This is a genomic window from Desulfosporosinus sp. OT (assembly GCF_000224515.1).
GTDB lineage: Bacteria > Bacillota > Desulfitobacteriia > Desulfitobacteriales > Desulfitobacteriaceae > Desulfosporosinus.
Window position 1 is genome coordinate 37,319 of sequence record NZ_AGAF01000278.1, and the last position, 16,954, is coordinate 54,272.

Here is a 16,954-nt window from a genome sequence, read left to right on the forward strand (position 1 = left end):
TTAGTCAGACAGTCAAATAGAAAAGTGAGTAGGCGATTTAAGTACTTACTTCTTTTGCTGGAGATAGCATTGTCGCCATAACACAGCGCACAGTAATCGCTGAAAGTACGATGAAGCCACCTATTATAGCTAATAGCCCTGGGGCCTCGCCTAATATTAGGAATACCCAGACTGGGTTCAAGAGAGGTTCAATTACTGGTATAAGAATTGCTTCCAATGCTGTCGCATGCTTGATGGCCCGTGAAAATAAAATGTAGGGAATCCCCAGCTGAACAACCCCCAAGATGACCAAAAATAACCATCCTGTTGCATCCGGTGCAGACCAAGCCAAAAATGGAAGACCGATTGCTGCAGTGAAAACATTGCCTAGTAAAACAGATTCTAACGGAGACCCATCCTTTTGCATCCTCATGAACATAATAAAAAATGCAAAACTTACACCGCTTGCAGCAGCTATTCCATTCCCTAAAATACTTTTTGTACTTAAATTATCAAGAAAAAATAAGACCATACCACCCATTACAAGAAAAACTGTTATCCAGTCCAGTAACTTCGTCTTTTCTTTCAACAGCCATGAGCTAAAGATTGCGACATAGATTGGTGCCGTAAATTGAAGTAGAACAGCGTTTGCAGCGGTAGTTGTTTTAGTCGCGGTAACAAACAACATCGAAGTGGCGGCATAGGCCAGAGCAGCCCCGATTTGAGCAACAGACCATGTAAGTTTAGGTTTTTTGAGGACTAGCAGTAATAAAACCACAGCAATAGCGCTTCTCGAACCTGCGATAGATAGGGGGCTCGCATTGACAGATTTAATAAGTAATCCCCCAAGACTCCACATCGTTGCTGTGCCAGCTAAAAGTAGTAAGGCCCTTGGTCTTTCCTTCGAAAGATTTGTCATAATGACCTCCTTAAGAGTTTATTTTTCACTATATAACACACAGAAAAAGGGCTGGTTACCCAACCCTTCTGATGAACTAGCCTATTTCTGAAACTTTGGATCAACGATTTATAACTTCCGGAGGACGTTGTATGTAACATTACAAGCTATGTCTTCCACCGAATCATTATTTGCGGACTTTGGCCAAAAGCTGTGATCGTTTATTGGACTTAGCTTTTTTATATTCACTCTCAGTAACATTCACAATATCGGTGGGAAGATTATTAGCTATCAGGTCCGCCTGCATCGCATTTAAGGTACTGTTAAATTGGCTGTCGACGTTAGCCTCAAGCATGGTTCCGGCTTGGATATATTTTTGGGCTAATTCTGAACGGTTCAAAGTGCCAGCTTTACTGCGCTGCAAATACTCCTGGATTGCCGCTGAATATAGGGTATCTAAGCGGCTCAAGGCCACATTCTGCAAATAATTAAACTGAGGCTTATATTTCAGAGCGATTTTGTCTTCAGTAATCTGTCCCAGAGCATTATTTTCATTCTCAGTCGTTGGTGTTGTTATTTTGGGATCACTACTCTTCGCTGAGGAATTACCAATTGACTCCAGATCACTCGGTAATTCATTATCACTTGATTTCTGGTCACCATTTGCTGCTTCGTCACTGTTTGGTTGTGTATTATCATTAATTGCTCCCAAATTATTCGCATCTTCTATATGATCAAATGAGCTAAAAAAGTCTGCCCCAAACTGGCTATTAAGCTCTTGTTGGATTACAGGGTCAGGCTTGAAATATTTATTGTAACCCCAAAAGCCCCCCAAGCCAACAATTATAACTATACTACCTATAACTTTTAGAAAATTCTTTTTCATAATTACTCCAAACATATTATTTTTCTAAACTTTGCAACACTTATTTTTTAAACGAGCTATAGGTAGCATTCTACAACTTTATCGTTATTCCTTCCAAGAACACAAATTAATTCTCATATTTATTGTTGGAACATTTATTTTCGAATAGGTGGACGAAAATCCATATCACAAATGACGATAGCCCAAACCATTGTGATGATAGGTTTAGACTCCTTGCTATAGCCTCTAATAAATCATTTTTTCTAATAACCAGTTACTATTTTCTTTATGCATCTTAACGTTAATACTAATATCTTTTTGACCTGCCGGTGAATTGTCTGTCGTCAAAATATTGAGTGTTGCGGATCTTTCGGTCATATCCTCAAGTTCATATCTATAGTCATTCCAGTTAACATAATAGCCCACACTAGCGTCTTTGCTCATATCTCCATACACTTTACCGTTAACATTATGATACTTCCCATTGTTCAACAAGGAGTCGGCTTCGCTCTGAATATAAGTACCTTTCACGAATTGTTCAAAATCAGCAAAGTTTACAAAGCGTTCATCAGTTACTGGGAACAGAACCTTATCCACGGCTCTTTCTTCTGGAATTTCCATTTTAAGCATGGATAATCCAAACATATTAAAATACGCTTCCTTATTACGATCAATAAGCTTGCCTGCTTGGTCATAAAGTTCGTTTTCAAGTTGATTTTTAGGAAGTTCCGAAATGGTTAAGCCAGGCGTTTTTATCTGATTATAGGGAAGTTCAAATAATGGGAAACCTGCCGCATAAGCCGCAATAGCATATGGCTGATAGTAAAACGTTACGCTGTTGTCAGTCAAGATAAAGTCATCTTCAGCATAGTTTTTTCGAATATTCTCCGAATAGCCGTCCTGATAAACAAAGTCGTCTGTCCCTTCGGTTGCTTTAATTTTGTCAAGGACCGTCTGATAAACTCGGGTCAGGGCTTCTTCTCTGCTTCCGCCTAATATATCGTTAAGTGCTAATTTTTTTCCGGTCTTGACGTCAAATGTTTCGGAAAGCCAGACTGAATTGGGATGTGCACCACCAGTATTTTCATACTGTAGGCTTAAAATTGAGAGTAGATTGTGCCCATTATAATAAACTTCGGCACTTCGTTCATAGGCATGAGGACGAAACTCATAACCACCACTTTGGGCTGCTTCTTTATCTTCTCTAGCAATTTCTAACCCTTGAGCAAGAATATCGCTCATAAAATCATCCAGTTGTTTGCCATAGTATTCATTAATTTTGGTGATACTGCCGAGATTTTTGGGATTTTTTATTTGGGGATAGGTTATTTTTAAGTCCAGTAACGCAGTCCCATCTCGATCATCACGGAGCGTTTCCGAATGCACCTTGCGCTCTATGGCGACTGATCCTGTATTTTTGTTTTCAGCTGCAATATTTTGCGTTTGTTCTTTTTGGGGCGTACCACATCCGGTAAGCATGAGCCCAAACGTCACTAACACTACCAGTATATTGATTTGAAAAGACCATTTCTTTCGCATAGTTCTCCCCTCTTTCGCTTGCTGCTCTTTTCATTTCATTTTCATTTATATTTATATTTATATTTTAAGAGAATAGATGGTTGACATTTCTAAGCAAACTGCACCCTGCATTACTTATATCACAAATCCGGATCTTCTAATACTGTTTTTCATTTTTTCACCTAAAAGCAACCTCTCCTCTCTCTCAATTCTTTAATTGCCTCGTTGGCATGTTAATTTCACTAGTTGTTAAAAATACCAGTCTGACAAATGTTCGCTTTTTGCCCTTTGACAAGAACATACGTTTCATAATATAGTATTAGTTAGTTGCTAAGTAGGCGGTGTTGATTATTGATATTTATGATAAATTGACCATCTTGTCAGACTCAGCTAAATATGATGTGGCCTGTACATCCAGCGGCGTAGACCGGAATGGCAAGCTGGGCAGTATTGGTAATGCGGTCAAAGCTGGCATTTGTCATAGTTTTTCGGCCGATGGGCGGTGCATCTCTTTACTAAAAGTACTGATGACGAATGTCTGCATTTTTGATTGCAAATACTGTGTTAACCGTGTGTCTAACGATACTCTCAGAGTTGGATTTACGCCTTCAGAGCTAGCGGAACTGACGATAAACTTCTATCGACGTAACTATATAGAAGGTTTATTTCTCAGTTCCGGGGTGATTAAAAGCCCTAACAATACTATTGAGCAAATGATTAAGTCTCTGGAGTTGTTGCGTAATGTTTACCATTTTGGCGGTTATATTCATGTCAAGGCCATACCTGGAGCCGATAGCGAGTTAATTACGCGCTTGGGACTATTAGCCGATCGGATGAGTATCAACATTGAACTACCCTCTCAGGAGAGTTTAAAACTTTTAGCGCCGAACAAGACGAAAGAGTCTATCTTGCGTCCGATGGGACTGATTAGTACTAAGATCCAGGAAAGTAGTACTGATCTAGTGAAATTCCGTCATGCTTCCAAGTTTGTACCGGCTGGACAGAGTACCCAGCTCATTGTGGGAGCGACTCCTGATACAGACCATAAGATAATAACCCTTACCGAAGGACTTTATAAAAAATATCATCTGAAAAGAGTCTTTTTCTCTGCTTATATGCCGGTAGCTGAGCATTCACTGCTGCCTTCTGTGAATACTAAACCACCGCTCTTGCGTGAACATCGACTTTATCAGGCCGACTGGCTCTTGCGCTTTTACGGCTTTGAGGCCAAAGAACTGCTTGATGAGCAGCATCCTAATTTTAATTTACAGGTTGATCCCAAGTGCAATTGGGCTCTCAATCACTTGGAGCAGTTTCCTCTCGAGATTAACAAAGCACCCTATGAGATGCTTTTACGAGTGCCAGGAATCGGAGTGACCGGTGCCCGGCGTATTCTTACAGCCAGAAAAAGTAGTTCGATTGATTTTTCCGGACTAAAAAAGATGGGCATTGTCCTGAAACGCGCTCAGTATTTTATTACCTGTAAGGGAAAGATCCTAGACGGTTTAAAAATAACGTCAGATGGAGCCATCAGAGCGCTTATGGCCAATCAGTACTTGCTGCCGTCACCTTATCCTGAACAGCTGTCACTTTTTAATGAACCTTTCATCACAAGAGAGGATGTGCAGCAATGCCTGACAGGACAGATTTAATCTACGCTTATGATGGTAGTTTTGTAGGACTGTTATGTTGCGTTTTTGAAAGCTATGCTCAAAAGGAAATTCCCAGCGTTATCCGACCCCCAGGTGTACAGCAGAGCCTTTTCGATACAGCGAAATGGATTGAGTCGGACGAGCATAAGGCAGACAGGGTTTTTAACTCGATTCCGGCGAGAATTTCCTCTCAAGCACAGGAGTTAGTCAAACTCGGCTTTTTAACGTGTGCTCCACACAAAGAATTACTAATCTATCAATTCCTGCGTTTAGGGTTTACGTATGGGAGCCAGGTCATGACAATGCTCACGAATGATACGGTATGTGCCCTGCAAAAAGCTGTCCACCACTTAACCTCAGAAAGCCATAAATTCAAAGGATTTGTGCGGTTTTCTGTTTATGGTGAGGCGCTTGTGGCGGTGATCGAACCTAAAAACTTTGTGTTGCCTCTTTTATCACTCCATTTTTGTGATCGATTTCGTAACGAAGCGTTTATGATTTATGATAAAACCAACAGTATGGCCTTAGTTTATCGGTCACAGAAAGCAGAACTGATATCGGTTGATGAGTTAACGTTGCCAGAGGTCGATGCTACTGAAGTTGAGTACCGCCGCTTATGGAAGCAATTCTACACAACAGTTGCCATTGAAGGCAGGAATAACCCCCGGTGTCGTATGACTCTGATGCCCAAACGGTATTGGGGGCAAATGACTGAATTGATGCACGACTAACTCAATTCAGCAAAAAGATATGAAGCAAGAAGCAATGAAAAATCTCAGGATTATCATTGCTTTTTTGCGGTATTCAAGTTATCCTTGTTAATATTACATTATTATTTTTGCTTCACTCCTGAAGGCTTTAGGAGTGTTTTCATTTTAAGAAAGGGAGTATAACCATCATGCAACTCTTAAAAGATAAAATCCGTACCAACGCGAAAATCGTAGAAAATCGCATCATCCAAGTCGATAATTTCTTAAATCACCAATTAGATATTAGTTTGTTTAACGAAATAGGCAAAGAATTCAAACACAGATTTTCAAATAAAGAAGTAACAAAAATAGTGACCATCGAAACGTCTGGTATTGCCATTGCCAGCATAGCTGCGCAATACTTTAATTATGTTCCCGTCGTATTTGCGAAAAAACACGCGGGCATCAACATGAACCAGGATGTTTACGAAGCAAAGGTATATTCTTATACTAAAGATCAGGAATATTCCATTAAAATATCCAAAGCGTTCTTAAGTCCGAATGACAAAGTACTGATTATTGATGATTTCCTAGCAAGTGGAAGTGCTCTCATGGGATTAGTCAGTTTAATCGCTCAAAGTCGAGCGGAGATTTCCGGAGCGGGTATTGTCATAGAAAAAACATTTCAAGAAGGTAGAAAAATCATCGAGGAAAAAGGCATTCAGGTAGAGTCGTTAGCCATTATTGACTCAATACATGACGGCCAGGTTTTCTTTAAATAAATCAAAGTACACAGTACTTAACACTTGAACCTTGCTGAAAAATATTACCGACTCTTTTTATAGGGAGTGTTGCAAGCTGCTTTTTTATTAAATAGCTTGGCAACACTCCCCTTTTTTAGGCAAGCAGAAACTGTATCATGATGTGACCAAGTTTTGTTTTCTGTCCAAGGGAAAAAGGATGTAAATCAAGAGTACTCTTAAGGTTTCCAGAAGCACGCTCTAATTTATTTTCAAACTCAAATAGTTACTGTTACATTAAGCATTTCCGAAAAGATGACCAGACCTTTGTACCCGATGTGTTTCCCTTTGCTGTCCATTACCAAAAGGACGGGAAAGAGTGGTCTTAATTAACTATTTGTTTAAGACACCATAATAAGTAATTGTTTTATCATTGAAATTCAATATTTCCTGAGATTGTCTGGTTTGCTGATCGTAATAAAATAAAGTATTCGGTATTATAGTATCGCCACCGTCATTGACATAAGGTTTTGAATCAGGCGCATGAGCCATAAAAAAGCTCTCCCCGTCGGCAGTATATGATAGGCCAACTCATCCTCGACGATACGTTCCTTTTTTGGAAAGTATTGTTCAACCGCTATTAGAGCTGTTGGACCCGCTCCTGTCTTAGCCGCTTTTTTTGCCATCACAGCCATTCCCTTCGATTTAGATCTAATCAAACAGTCAATCATTTATAAGACCTCGCTGCTTTCACGTTCAACCATTTCTTTCAACATTTTGGCCGATGCAGTACGAAGTCCGGTGATAAATGGACTGTTATCAATCTCCATCAGTAAACTTATCTGACCATATTCCGGTTTAGCCTTGCTCCATTTATTGGATGCCTTAGTTGTTTGCATTAATACTTCACAAACATCTGCATCCGGATATATCTTCTGCGCTATGCAAAATTTCTTGCTTTTCTGTTAAGATTTCTTTAAATACATAAAGAAAAAACTGCCTCTGGGTATACCTGCTGTTTTAACGATTAGGTTAATTGACGCTTCACTGAAACATTTAGTTTAAAATTCCTGCACCGCTGCATTAAAGATTATCCTTTTTTTATCTTCACTCAGGTTATTAAAAGTTTCTTTCAGCATATTATCGCTCCCTCTATATTACAATAGCAAAAATGACAAGTATGTCACAGGACAAACTCGTCACTTCTATTATTCCCCTCTTTGGTGAAGTCAAAACCGTAATTCCCATATTCATCTACAAAGGCATATTGATCTTGCATGTTTCTCCTCCCCAAGAACTTCTTACCTGGAGATTATTTCGGCAATCAGCTTATCCACACCTAAGCATTTCATAGATTCCCTTGAAACGCCCATTTGGTTCATTTCCTAATTCATCGGAAATTTATCCGGATAGGTCGCAATTTTGGAAAAAAGTGCTGCCTGATAAATACCGCCATAAGAAAAATCCCTTAAATTTCTCTCTTTAAAACTCTCGGCTTTCGAACTATTTGAGCCTGCATAAGCCAATTCAGGAGTAACGGTATTATTTTTATAAACGAGTGTTACATTACCAAAATCACCGTTTTGTTTATCACCGGTATGATAATTAATGTTGATTAAATTGTTCGCACGATAATAAATTTCGTCGATAATATGTCCCTGTTCGGTAATTGTATCAATTATTTCCTGGGTGCCTTTCACTTTTAACAACTGTTGCTGCGTGATTTTTAACCCACCATATTCCTTAAGACCATCCGTTGTCCAATAAAGGTAATAGAGTTTATAAGTATGCCCTGCTCCTATCCCATCTATAAAACCTGAATCAAAATTATCGCCTATTGTTGTAAATTGACCGTTGCCAAAATATAAAAGGTTCATGCCCGTATAAGGCAATTCAACGGGTTTTCCGCCTTTTACATACCAAGCATAGGATCTTGAACTGCTGCCGCCTGCACTACTTTCGCATTTAAAAATTTTGGTGTTATCGACAGTCCAAAGAAAAGGCGCATTAAACTTATTGTCCGCTGAATAGGCAATATTACTTTTCAATTTCTGAGCTTCGGAGGCGGTGATATACCAAACATCACCTCCCTGTACTATGGCAAATGCGGCGTTTTGCTGGTCGCCAATAGTAAGGCTCTGAAAAAATTTGATTTGATGGGTAGTGTATTTGGCGAGGATAGCCTTTAATTGGGCAGGCGAAGTTGAACTGTTTAAAATGGCTGATGCTGCGGCGGATTCAGAAGGGCCCGCACTGCTTGTTATGGTTGGGCCCGACGACGATTGCCCAATCTGTTGAGGCATACTCTCTTTCGCACATCCCGCCAAAAGCAGCCAAACTGTCATTGTTGATAATAATATCATTATATTCATTTTGATCTCTGCTTTCATCTAAGATAAATAATCTTCTGTACCCATTACCTAATGAAAATGAACAATATATAAAGACGCAACCGGCGTGGGGCATTGGGATCAGGGATAGGCCGGAATGGGTACTCAGCCTTATTTATGATGGAATAATATAATCATCAAGGATATTTTGTACGCTGTTGGCAAAGGAATCTGCGGCACCCCAATCAAAGTTAAAAATCATCCCTTCGGAACTTCCCGTAGATACTGATCTCACATCCGTTTGGCCATAAATATTATCGATTATTACAACGAGTGCCACTCTATTCTTCACCCGCATATAGTATTTCTCAAATATTAAGGTCCCAATGTAAATTCCATTACCCAAATCATGAGTTTCCTCATGCACAAGATCAGCATTTTCATTTTGCTTGACTAAATCTAATGCTTCGATCGGCGAAATGCTTACTTTGAAATTATAAGTACTCATCTTTTCCTCTCCTTCGCAATAAACAAAATATCTCAAATTGCAACTCGCAGCTATCTGTTCAACCAAACCTTCACAAACTGTTCAGTCCACGCTTTGTATAATACTTGAGGTAGAAAGGCATTGTTCGCTCCACGGTAAGACTAAATGGACGCGATGATAGTTCGGGAATACTAATTAGTTTAGATTGGCTCATAATTGCGTTCTCCTTTATTATCCAGTATATATGATTTGCTTCTTGAAGCCTAATCCCACCCCAACGCTCCTGCCAGCGATTATAGGTTCTTAAATACTAAGCCTACCGGATAGATAAATGATATTTTGGTTTCAAACCAATAAGCCTGAAGGTTCCATAACCATAAAAAATACATTAATGGTCTTACGAACGTAATGTCGATTCATTGGTATAATTTATACGACATTATTAAAAAAAGGCCCCGAGGGGCCTTAAACTAGGGTGAGGCTAGTGTTGAATTAGTTTTTTCCTATCTACTCTTTTGGGGTTTGTTCTTTTTCTTGAGCTGACTTAACGGATTCCAAAGCTCTTTCAATACTGACTAAGGGAGTCGTTTCTGTCTCAAGAAAAGGAAATATAGGAGATTGGGATATTAATGTATGAAGTTCCTCGACAGACTCGACATCCCAAATAACACAGCCACCTTTTCTACCAGCAAACATCCCTTGTGCCAAAATCTTTCCCTGTTTCTGATAGCCTATAACTTTTTCCCACCCTTCTGCCATTATTTCTTTGACCTGTTGAGGTGGGAATGGGGGTAATTGTTTTAATTCACTTGTAACGAGAAATAGCATGGTTAACCCTTCTTTCCATAATTATTTTGGCTGTTCGATTGAGACAACACAGCCTTATCTGCTTCACCCTAGTTTGAAAAGATTCGAATTGATGGACTGGAAATTCCAGCTTCAACCCGAAACAAACAAAAAGAGCAACCGACCTCTTATAAGGCCCATTGCTCTTTTCATCTATTTCGGATGGAATTTTTTAACTAATAATAAAGAATCGGTTGTATACCGATTCTAATTATATTTTACTGCCTTTGAACTTTTTCCATTTATTTATTAACGGTACTATATCTTTAAGTCTAAATTTTGTCAATGGGAATTTAAATATTTTTAAAAATTTTTTCCACATTATTTGGAACATTATCTGAAACACCCAAAACGCTTCGGTGGTTACAAAATAAGGTTCAGGCTAATGCCAGACACAGAGGTAAATAACAACCCACTCACCGGGTTTATACCCGGATTTTTTATTTCGCGCCCCCAACGCTCCTGTCGGGCTGATTTGTTATCATGGAAGCATTGATCCTCCTAAACCACTCCGAATTTATCTGTCTCCCTATTAGTAACTTTACGCTCTACCCCTTATTTTATAAAGCGGCACAAGAACGCACAGTCGTCCTTTCAGGACACACTTAGCCTAACGGGTATATGGATAATTTGAAGCACGTCGGAATCTATTAACCTGCCATTATTCTGATACCAAGGCTTGCTTGATGATCCAATAATGCCCGACCATGATATACTTCGGGTATTCCCGATAGCCGCTAAAATTGCGCGAAACGCTGATCACCTTCCTTGTCTATAACCAATAATAACTCCATCCGAAATATATTCTTTATGACGCGACAGCCTTTTACCTGCCTCACCCTAGTTAGTATAAAATTCGAGTTCACGGACTGGAATTTCCCAGTTTCAACCCTAAATATATGCAAAGAGCAACCGACCTCTTTAATAAGGTCCATTGCTCTTTACATATATTTGAGCAGGGCCTGCTGGAAGCGGCGCAGAAGGAGCAGGATCTCCTGAACCGTTTGGCCCAGCTGCCCAGCGGTAAACAAAAGGCCAAAAAGTAATAATAAAAGAAAGTACTTAATGGTCATCGGATTAGTGCAACGACACCCCTGAACTTTTATAGTAGGGGTTTAAGTTCTCATTTCCTGCGCTTGTTGTAGGTGCGCCCCTAAAGCACAGGAATCCACAGAAAGCGAAAAGGGTCCGATTATTATCGCTAAGGAATATGAACCCTTAGATAAAACTATATAATTCGACCTGTCACCAGGGCGCATTTAAAAACAGGAAAAATAAGGGGAAAACATTTAATATAAGAAATAAGGAGGGGCTTTATGGATTGGCTTGACGCAATGAACAGGGCGGTAGAATATCTAGAGGCTAACCTTACTGAAAAGTTGGATATTGAGAAGGTAGCGAAAATTGCCTTATCATCCCCATTTCACTTTCAGCGTATGTACCATATGATGACCGGTGTTACTATAGCTGAATATGTGCGCAGAAGAAGGCTTACCCTCGCTGCCCAGGATATTTTATCCGGCAAAAAAATCATTGATGTAGCATATAGGTATGGCTATGAAACGCCCGAAGCCTTCACTAAAGCTTTTGGGAAAATGCATGGAATATGCCCTTCGGCTGCGCGCGGGCTGGGAGCAAATCTCAAGGCATATCCAAAACTCTCCTTTCATATTTCAATAAAAGGAGATGAAGATATGAATTACAAGATTGTTGATAAAGAGAGCTTTACCGTAGTAGGTAAACAAAGAAGGATGACTATGGTGAACGAAGAAAACTTTATACAAGTTGCTAAATTCTGGGACGATTGCGTGAAGGATGGTTCATACCAGTGGATCAGCTCAAAGGCAGGCAAGCTTGGTGTCCTGGGTATATTTAAGGATTTCGACAAAGATGAATTTAATTATATAGTAGGAGTTGAGGAAATCAAAGATACCCTTCCGAAAGGATATGTTTCGGCAACTATACCCGCTGCAACCTGGGCAGTATTTGAATCAGTTGGAGCGCTGCCTGAAGCTTTAGTGGATATAATCCGAAGGGTATATTCAGAGTGGTTCCCAGCTACAGGATATCAGCATGATTGTTGCACACCAGGGCTTGAGGTTTATCCTGAAGGTGATAAACACTCTCCAGATTACAGATGTGAGTATTGGGTTCCGGTTAAGAAGTAAAAGACATGAAACTAAAGATAAGTATGGCTATATATCGATCGAATACAATTAGCCGTACTTATCTTAGTTTGATCCACGAATTTAAGACTTTAGTTGTTTAAAGGCTGTTCGAGAGGGAGAGCTGATGAGTTTGAAGGCGAAAGTATTAATCGGGTTGGTCTTAGCGCTTCAAGGCAATTGTGCGATCTTAGGTAGTTCGTTTTAGTATGCTTTTCTTTCCATTCTCGCACTATCCATTTATCGAGCTTGTAAAGAAATGCATTTGCCAGTAATGGCGAAATTATACCCCCTTGGGTGTTCCGACTTCCGTGATTGCCAGCTCATTCATGACTCCTGCGAGAAGCCTTGCTTCAACTGTGGGTGCGAAAAATCCCTATGTGTACAGAGAATATAGGTATGATTCTGAAACTGGGCTATATTATCTGCAGAGTAGGTATTATAGTCCTGATGGGAGTAGGTTATTAATGCCGATGCTTTATGTGGAAAAGTAGAAGATTTATATTTCAGCGTTCTCTCAGTCTTTACTCAGGAACAACTCAGTTTGTGAAGTTATAATCAGTAATCGGTGCTAGGCGCAAAAGTTAATCCAAAGAATTGAATGTTACAATACTTCTAAGGATGTGCTAACGTGAATTTAAAAACAATGGCAGGAACTTTAACAATCATTGTGATGTTAACAACACCAACATTGGCTCAAGCAAATGTTGCTTCAGCTAAGCCAGCGACATCGCTAATAGACCAATCCAAAATAGTTGGATTAACGGCTGAAGAATTGGTTAACGATATAACAAGCCCGAACGACGATGAACTTAGTATACAGCTTAAAGCAGCAAGACAAACGAAACAACTTGCAACTCTTCTGACCCGGGCCAAAACCCTTGATGTTGATATTACAGGCCTGACTAATGATCAAGCAAGAGTAAGGATTAAGGCAGCGGAAAGAGCAAATACTCTTACCCGTCTTTTGGCTGATGCTAAGACGCTAGGCATTGGTATTAATGAAAAACTGGTTTAAATCATGGTTCCCCGTACGTTTACGAAAACGGCAATTCGGAAAAAATGAGACGACAGTTTAATGCTACAAGACTTTAATATTAGTTGTTGAGGAGATCTTTATGCTAGATGTTTGTTTACTGGGAACTGGAGGAATGATGCCGCTGCCGGACAGGTGGCTGTCATCCCTACTGATAAAGTGTAAGGGAAGAATGATCCTCATAGATTGTGGGGAAGGAACTCAAATCCCGCTCAGAATGGCCGCTTGGGGTTTCAAAACGATTGATGCCGTTCTATTTACTCATTATCATGGGGATCATATAGCCGGATTACCCGGGCTGCTTCTAACCATAGGTAATTCAGGGAGAGAAAAACCATTAACTTTGCTCGGGCCTCCAGGACTAAAAAAAGTTGTTGAAGGCTTAACGGTCATTGCACCCCTGTTACCCTTTGAACTAGACTTAATTGAACTATCAGACATGGAAAGTGCCGAAACACACATAGGTGATCTTAATATAAAGAGTATCCCTGTAGAACATACCCTTCCCTGTTTATCCTATTGTCTAGAGCTTAAAAGGCAGGGTAGATTTAATGTTGAACGTGCTAAGCAACTAGGCATTCCTGTAAGCTACTGGAGTAGGCTTCAGAAAGGTGTAACAATAATACTTGAAGACCAGATAGTTAGCCCTCAAATGGTTCTTGGTGAAACAAGGAAAGGGATTAAAGTTTGCTATTGTACTGATACAAGACCAACAGAGGGTTTAATTGAGTTTATAGAAGGCTCAGACCTTTTTATTTGTGAAGGGATGTATGGTGATGAGGACGACTTGTCCAAAGCGATCCAGAAAAAGCATATGATGTTTTCTGAAGCTGGATTACTCGCTCAACAAGCCAGTGTAAAAGAACTATGGCTCACTCACTATAGTCCGTCGTTAACAGAACCTGAGAAATATATTGAGTCTGTGAAAACAACTTTTTCCAATACCGTAATTGGGAAGGATTCACTAATTAAGTCGCTAAAATTTACGGATTAAATTAGGCAACCGGCGACGTTGCTTGAAGATCTTTATGGTTGAATATGCCTCGACTTGATCTTTTCAAACATCGTCAAAAGCCCACCGCAAAGACTATAGATTAAGTCAACATTGAGATTATCTCCTGCTGACGAATCGAAAAATACATTGAGTTTGGATTCTAGATCCTCTTCTGGTTTGCTGTAACAAATTAACATGGGCACCTTGGGTAGCGGATACAGTACGAGCGAAATATCGGACGAGTAACTTTTTTCCACCTGCTTTCCGCCAAAAATGTGGATCATGTCCTCTAACAGATCCGGATAAATATCGGCAATTTGTTTGAGAGGTTTTTCAAACTTGTGCTCAAAATATGAATCCCATATCTTCTCCTTGCTAAGCTCCCTGAACGTAACCCATTTTCCAGTAAGATCATTTCCTGCACAGTGAATAATATAGTTAAGCAATGGTACCGTCACCCATATATTGACATGGCAGTCAGAGATGATATTTCCCTTCGCATCAACCGTGAAGTCCTTTCCCAAACACTTGATTGATAACTTATCGCCAGAAAACGTAGCCCCCAATCGTTGCACTGAGGCAGAAAAATCGATTGAGGCTATTTCTCTTTGCAGCGGTACGAGTATTTGTTTCAGTTGCTCTTCAGGAGCCATTTGTTTAATAATCTTACTATCGACTTCCTCAATGATCTGGCTCTCTAAATGAGGACATTCACCAAAACGTTTTTGTCCCTTAATTACCAAATCTGCAAATGCTAAGCATGTTGCCATCCCACACAGTTTGCAATTTGATTTTGGGAGTAACTTGTATACTTCTAGAGGATTGTTAAGCTGTGACATCTGATATTACCCCTTCCTGAAGTAATTGTAGTGTTAATATTCTTCCATCATCAGAATTCTCCACGTTTCTCTTTTCCCCTGCCGTAATATTTCGTTTATTACATATTTTCGAATATTCTATTATATTACGAGCTCTTTGGGCTGTTAGCTAAAACTTTTTTCCAGTTCCTTCTTTAGAACATCTGCTGGGAAATACCGTCCTGGGCATTCCGTGGCAGCCCCAGGCACGTCCCGGTGCAGCTCAACGTCTGTCGGCTTTAGAGAAAAGACAGTCAAAAGTTGTACGACTTTATTAATCAACCCAACGAGTTGGGTATCCGGTACTTCCTTTTCGCTGAAATTTCCTACGAGACAGATTCCGATTCCCACTGGAATTGCGATGTCCTGCTTTACAATGCGCTCCCACTCGATCTAAGGGACGCCCATCCTCACAGCTTCCGTTAGGCATAATTACAAAGTGATAGCCAATACGCTCCACCCCTTAGTTTGGTGCCACTCACGTATCATCTCAGCATTTACCGAAACCGTCTTTCCCGCCCTCCTCACTTCTGTAGGGCTTGCTGAGTGATGGATAACTATTTTTCGCCAATCCATTCTATTCTCCCCTCTCCCTCAACTTCGGGACGACAACGGCTTTACTAATAGCCCCAATCCAACTATTCCTCGTAACAACCTCTCAGGAGAGCAATTTCTTCGGCATAGCCTGAAAGCTCGTTGGGTGTTTCGAGAAAGAAAGGCAGGTGCCGAAGTTTAGGGTGATTGATGATTTGGGTGATGGCTTTCAAACCAATAGTGCCCTCACCGATTTTGGCATGGCGATCTTTACGACTGCCCTTAAGATTCATGCTGTCATTTAGGTGGATCGCCAAAAGCTTCTTTAAACCAATGACCTCATCAAACTTATCAAGCACACCGTCCAGATCATGTACAATATCATAACCTGCGTCATTGATATGGCACGTATCCAAGCAAACACCGATTTTGTCTGATAAAACGACACCATCTATGATCTGCTTGATTTCTTCGAAGGTACGCCCCACCTCTGTACCTTTACCTGCCATGGTTTCAAGCAACACAGTGGTCGTCTGTTCGGGTTTTAAAAGAGCGTTAAGCTGCGCAATAATCAGTCGTATACCCACTTCTGAGCCTTGCCCACCATGGCTGCCCGGGTGGAAGTTATAGAGGTTGTTAGGTAAATACTCCATACGAACCAAATCATCAGCCATAACTTGGGCAGCAAACTCTCTAGTTTTTTCCTCAGGGGAGCAAGCGTTGAGGGTATAAGGGGCATGAGCTAAAATCGGAGCAAATTGATTTTCCTTCATCAGCCTAAGCAAAGACTCAGCATCCTTCGGATCGATTGCCTTCGCTTTACTGCCTCTTGGATTACGGGTGAAAAACTGAAACGTATTGGCATGTATTTTCAGAGCATCTTTACCTATAGCTTGGAATCCTTTAGAAATCGATAAATGACATCCAATCTTTAACATCGTAATCCTTCTTTCTCGTGCAAGACTTCCAATGCATTATATTCCAATTTCTGACCTTATTCAAAAGTTCACCCCGAAGCTTCATTAGACATTTCTAAAAAACGGCAATCCCACCTAGACAAAGCTTTATATTCTGGGAGTTGAGTATTACTGATATAATAATATATAATGTCAATATATAATTTATAAAGAGACAACTATTTAGTAGAAAGGATAATGTTTATGTACCAGATGAATTAATCTACATTCTGGAGTTATGTAATAAAGAAAACTTGGCTGGCGCCCACGAAGACACTGTCTTTGCACGTATTAGCCTTTCTTGCAGAATATAACGTAAGTTTATACTTTCTGATTGTACAAGCCAAAGGTTATGCCTATATTAAGCCTTAATTTGGTATGTAATGTTCGTGTGAAAAGAAGTATAAT

The 16,954-nt window shown here is 40.1% G+C and carries 19 protein-coding genes and 1 pseudogene; 8 read left to right on the forward strand and 12 right to left on the reverse strand.

What is annotated here, in order from left to right:
- Nucleotides 1-37: 37 nt before the first annotated feature.
- The 3 genes from DOT_RS26980 to DOT_RS26990 all read right to left on the reverse strand — a co-directional run bounded on the left by DOT_RS26980 (nucleotide 38) and on the right by DOT_RS26990 (nucleotide 3,281).
- Nucleotides 38-898 carry a DMT family transporter gene (locus DOT_RS26980; RefSeq protein ID WP_009624821.1) on the reverse strand — a complete coding sequence of 287 codons (861 nt, stop codon included), beginning with the start codon at nucleotides 896-898 and terminating at the stop codon, nucleotides 38-40.
- Between the two features lie 166 nt (nucleotides 899-1,064).
- The gene (locus DOT_RS26985) at nucleotides 1,065-1,763 is read right to left on the reverse strand and encodes a hypothetical protein (protein ID WP_040413555.1); all 699 of its coding nucleotides are present in this window, start codon (nucleotides 1,761-1,763) and stop codon (nucleotides 1,065-1,067) included.
- Nucleotides 1,764-1,988: 225 nt separating this feature from the next.
- Nucleotides 1,989-3,281, reverse strand: a complete 1,293-nt coding sequence (locus tag DOT_RS26990) for a DUF3298 and DUF4163 domain-containing protein (protein WP_009624823.1) — start codon at nucleotides 3,279-3,281, stop codon at nucleotides 1,989-1,991.
- 329 nt (nucleotides 3,282-3,610) lie between these two features.
- Between DOT_RS26990 and DOT_RS26995 the strand changes: the two genes are divergently transcribed.
- The 3 genes from DOT_RS26995 to DOT_RS27005 all read left to right on the forward strand — a co-directional run bounded on the left by DOT_RS26995 (nucleotide 3,611) and on the right by DOT_RS27005 (nucleotide 6,383).
- Nucleotides 3,611-4,912, forward strand: coding sequence for a putative DNA modification/repair radical SAM protein (locus tag DOT_RS26995; protein WP_040413566.1), 1,302 nt, complete (start codon nucleotides 3,611-3,613; stop codon nucleotides 4,910-4,912).
- Nucleotides 4,891-5,643 (forward strand): TIGR03915 family putative DNA repair protein, encoded by a 753-nt coding sequence (locus DOT_RS27000; protein ID WP_009624825.1) that lies wholly within the window; start codon nucleotides 4,891-4,893, stop codon nucleotides 5,641-5,643. Before DOT_RS26995 ends, DOT_RS27000 begins: the two co-directional genes overlap by 22 nt.
- A 167-nt stretch (nucleotides 5,644-5,810) precedes the next feature.
- On the forward strand, nucleotides 5,811-6,383 hold the full coding sequence (locus DOT_RS27005; RefSeq protein WP_009624826.1) for a xanthine phosphoribosyltransferase: 573 nt from the start codon (nucleotides 5,811-5,813) through the stop codon (nucleotides 6,381-6,383).
- 455 nt (nucleotides 6,384-6,838) lie between these two features.
- Here DOT_RS27005 and DOT_RS31195 read toward each other — a convergent pair whose 3' ends face one another.
- The 5 genes from DOT_RS31195 to DOT_RS27030 all read right to left on the reverse strand — a co-directional run bounded on the left by DOT_RS31195 (nucleotide 6,839) and on the right by DOT_RS27030 (nucleotide 9,986).
- Nucleotides 6,839-7,072 (reverse strand): hypothetical protein, encoded by a 234-nt coding sequence (locus tag DOT_RS31195; RefSeq protein WP_040413556.1) that lies wholly within the window; start codon nucleotides 7,070-7,072, stop codon nucleotides 6,839-6,841.
- Nucleotides 7,073-7,240: a hypothetical protein gene (locus DOT_RS30900; protein ID WP_009624828.1), complete on the reverse strand. Its 168-nt coding sequence runs from the start codon at nucleotides 7,238-7,240 to the stop codon at nucleotides 7,073-7,075.
- A gap of 486 nt (nucleotides 7,241-7,726) precedes the next feature.
- The gene (locus tag DOT_RS27020; RefSeq protein WP_192807843.1) at nucleotides 7,727-8,731 is read right to left on the reverse strand and encodes a hypothetical protein; all 1,005 of its coding nucleotides are present in this window, start codon (nucleotides 8,729-8,731) and stop codon (nucleotides 7,727-7,729) included.
- Nucleotides 8,732-8,846: 115 nt separating this feature from the next.
- Nucleotides 8,847-9,179 (reverse strand): DUF6054 family protein, encoded by a 333-nt coding sequence (locus tag DOT_RS27025; RefSeq protein WP_009624830.1) that lies wholly within the window; start codon nucleotides 9,177-9,179, stop codon nucleotides 8,847-8,849.
- Nucleotides 9,180-9,665: 486 nt separating this feature from the next.
- Nucleotides 9,666-9,986 carry a muconolactone Delta-isomerase family protein gene (locus DOT_RS27030; protein ID WP_040413557.1) on the reverse strand — a complete coding sequence of 107 codons (321 nt, stop codon included), beginning with the start codon at nucleotides 9,984-9,986 and terminating at the stop codon, nucleotides 9,666-9,668.
- A 917-nt stretch (nucleotides 9,987-10,903) separates the two neighbouring features.
- Here DOT_RS27030 and DOT_RS30905 point away from each other — a divergent pair.
- The 5 genes and pseudogenes from DOT_RS30905 to DOT_RS27050 all read left to right on the forward strand — a co-directional run bounded on the left by DOT_RS30905 (nucleotide 10,904) and on the right by DOT_RS27050 (nucleotide 14,199).
- The gene (locus DOT_RS30905) at nucleotides 10,904-11,050 is read left to right on the forward strand and encodes a hypothetical protein (RefSeq protein ID WP_009624832.1); all 147 of its coding nucleotides are present in this window, start codon (nucleotides 10,904-10,906) and stop codon (nucleotides 11,048-11,050) included.
- Between the two features lie 270 nt (nucleotides 11,051-11,320).
- Complete coding sequence (locus DOT_RS27040; protein WP_009624833.1) at nucleotides 11,321-12,172, forward strand: AraC family transcriptional regulator; 852 nt, start codon at nucleotides 11,321-11,323, stop codon at nucleotides 12,170-12,172.
- Between the two features lie 356 nt (nucleotides 12,173-12,528).
- A pseudogene (locus tag DOT_RS32165) lies at nucleotides 12,529-12,621 on the forward strand (wall-associated protein); the annotation flags it as partial.
- Between the two features lie 179 nt (nucleotides 12,622-12,800).
- Nucleotides 12,801-13,187: a hypothetical protein gene (locus tag DOT_RS27045; RefSeq protein ID WP_009624835.1), complete on the forward strand. Its 387-nt coding sequence runs from the start codon at nucleotides 12,801-12,803 to the stop codon at nucleotides 13,185-13,187.
- 100 nt (nucleotides 13,188-13,287) lie between these two features.
- Nucleotides 13,288-14,199: a ribonuclease Z gene (locus DOT_RS27050; RefSeq protein WP_009624836.1), complete on the forward strand. Its 912-nt coding sequence runs from the start codon at nucleotides 13,288-13,290 to the stop codon at nucleotides 14,197-14,199.
- A 32-nt stretch (nucleotides 14,200-14,231) separates the two neighbouring features.
- Here DOT_RS27050 and DOT_RS27055 read toward each other — a convergent pair whose 3' ends face one another.
- The 4 genes from DOT_RS27055 to DOT_RS27065 all read right to left on the reverse strand — a co-directional run bounded on the left by DOT_RS27055 (nucleotide 14,232) and on the right by DOT_RS27065 (nucleotide 16,528).
- Nucleotides 14,232-15,038, reverse strand: a complete 807-nt coding sequence (locus DOT_RS27055) for a DUF3786 domain-containing protein (RefSeq protein ID WP_009624837.1) — start codon at nucleotides 15,036-15,038, stop codon at nucleotides 14,232-14,234.
- A 144-nt stretch (nucleotides 15,039-15,182) separates the two neighbouring features.
- Nucleotides 15,183-15,407, reverse strand: a complete 225-nt coding sequence (locus DOT_RS32170) for an N-acetylmuramoyl-L-alanine amidase (RefSeq protein ID WP_009624838.1) — start codon at nucleotides 15,405-15,407, stop codon at nucleotides 15,183-15,185.
- 81 nt (nucleotides 15,408-15,488) lie between these two features.
- Nucleotides 15,489-15,632: a hypothetical protein gene (locus tag DOT_RS32175; protein WP_009624839.1), complete on the reverse strand. Its 144-nt coding sequence runs from the start codon at nucleotides 15,630-15,632 to the stop codon at nucleotides 15,489-15,491.
- Nucleotides 15,633-15,694: 62 nt separating this feature from the next.
- Nucleotides 15,695-16,528, reverse strand: coding sequence for a deoxyribonuclease IV (locus DOT_RS27065; protein ID WP_009624840.1), 834 nt, complete (start codon nucleotides 16,526-16,528; stop codon nucleotides 15,695-15,697).
- Nucleotides 16,529-16,954: the final 426 nt, after the last annotated feature.

Coding starts and splice junctions, on each gene's coding strand:
- DOT_RS26980 (WP_009624821.1), bottom strand. CDS start 898: ATGACAAATCTTTCGAAGGAAAGACCAAGGGCCTTACTACTTTTAGCT.
- DOT_RS26985 (WP_040413555.1), bottom strand. CDS start 1,763: ATGAAAAAGAATTTTCTAAAAGTTATAGGTAGTATAGTTATAATTGTT.
- DOT_RS26990 (WP_009624823.1), bottom strand. CDS start 3,281: ATGCGAAAGAAATGGTCTTTTCAAATCAATATACTGGTAGTGTTAGTG.
- DOT_RS27000 (WP_009624825.1), top strand. CDS start 4,891: ATGCCTGACAGGACAGATTTAATCTACGCTTATGATGGTAGTTTTGTA.
- DOT_RS27005 (WP_009624826.1), top strand. CDS start 5,811: ATGCAACTCTTAAAAGATAAAATCCGTACCAACGCGAAAATCGTAGAA.
- DOT_RS31195 (WP_040413556.1), bottom strand. CDS start 7,072: ATGATTGACTGTTTGATTAGATCTAAATCGAAGGGAATGGCTGTGATG.
- DOT_RS30900 (WP_009624828.1), bottom strand. CDS start 7,240: ATGCAAACAACTAAGGCATCCAATAAATGGAGCAAGGCTAAACCGGAA.
- DOT_RS27020 (WP_192807843.1), bottom strand. CDS start 8,731: ATGAAAGCAGAGATCAAAATGAATATAATGATATTATTATCAACAATG.
- DOT_RS27025 (WP_009624830.1), bottom strand. CDS start 9,179: ATGAGTACTTATAATTTCAAAGTAAGCATTTCGCCGATCGAAGCATTA.
- DOT_RS27030 (WP_040413557.1), bottom strand. CDS start 9,986: ATGCTATTTCTCGTTACAAGTGAATTAAAACAATTACCCCCATTCCCA.
- DOT_RS30905 (WP_009624832.1), top strand. CDS start 10,904: ATGCAAAGAGCAACCGACCTCTTTAATAAGGTCCATTGCTCTTTACAT.
- DOT_RS27040 (WP_009624833.1), top strand. CDS start 11,321: ATGGATTGGCTTGACGCAATGAACAGGGCGGTAGAATATCTAGAGGCT.
- DOT_RS27050 (WP_009624836.1), top strand. CDS start 13,288: ATGCTAGATGTTTGTTTACTGGGAACTGGAGGAATGATGCCGCTGCCG.
- DOT_RS27055 (WP_009624837.1), bottom strand. CDS start 15,038: ATGTCACAGCTTAACAATCCTCTAGAAGTATACAAGTTACTCCCAAAA.
- DOT_RS32175 (WP_009624839.1), bottom strand. CDS start 15,632: ATGGATTGGCGAAAAATAGTTATCCATCACTCAGCAAGCCCTACAGAA.
- DOT_RS27065 (WP_009624840.1), bottom strand. CDS start 16,528: ATGTTAAAGATTGGATGTCATTTATCGATTTCTAAAGGATTCCAAGCT.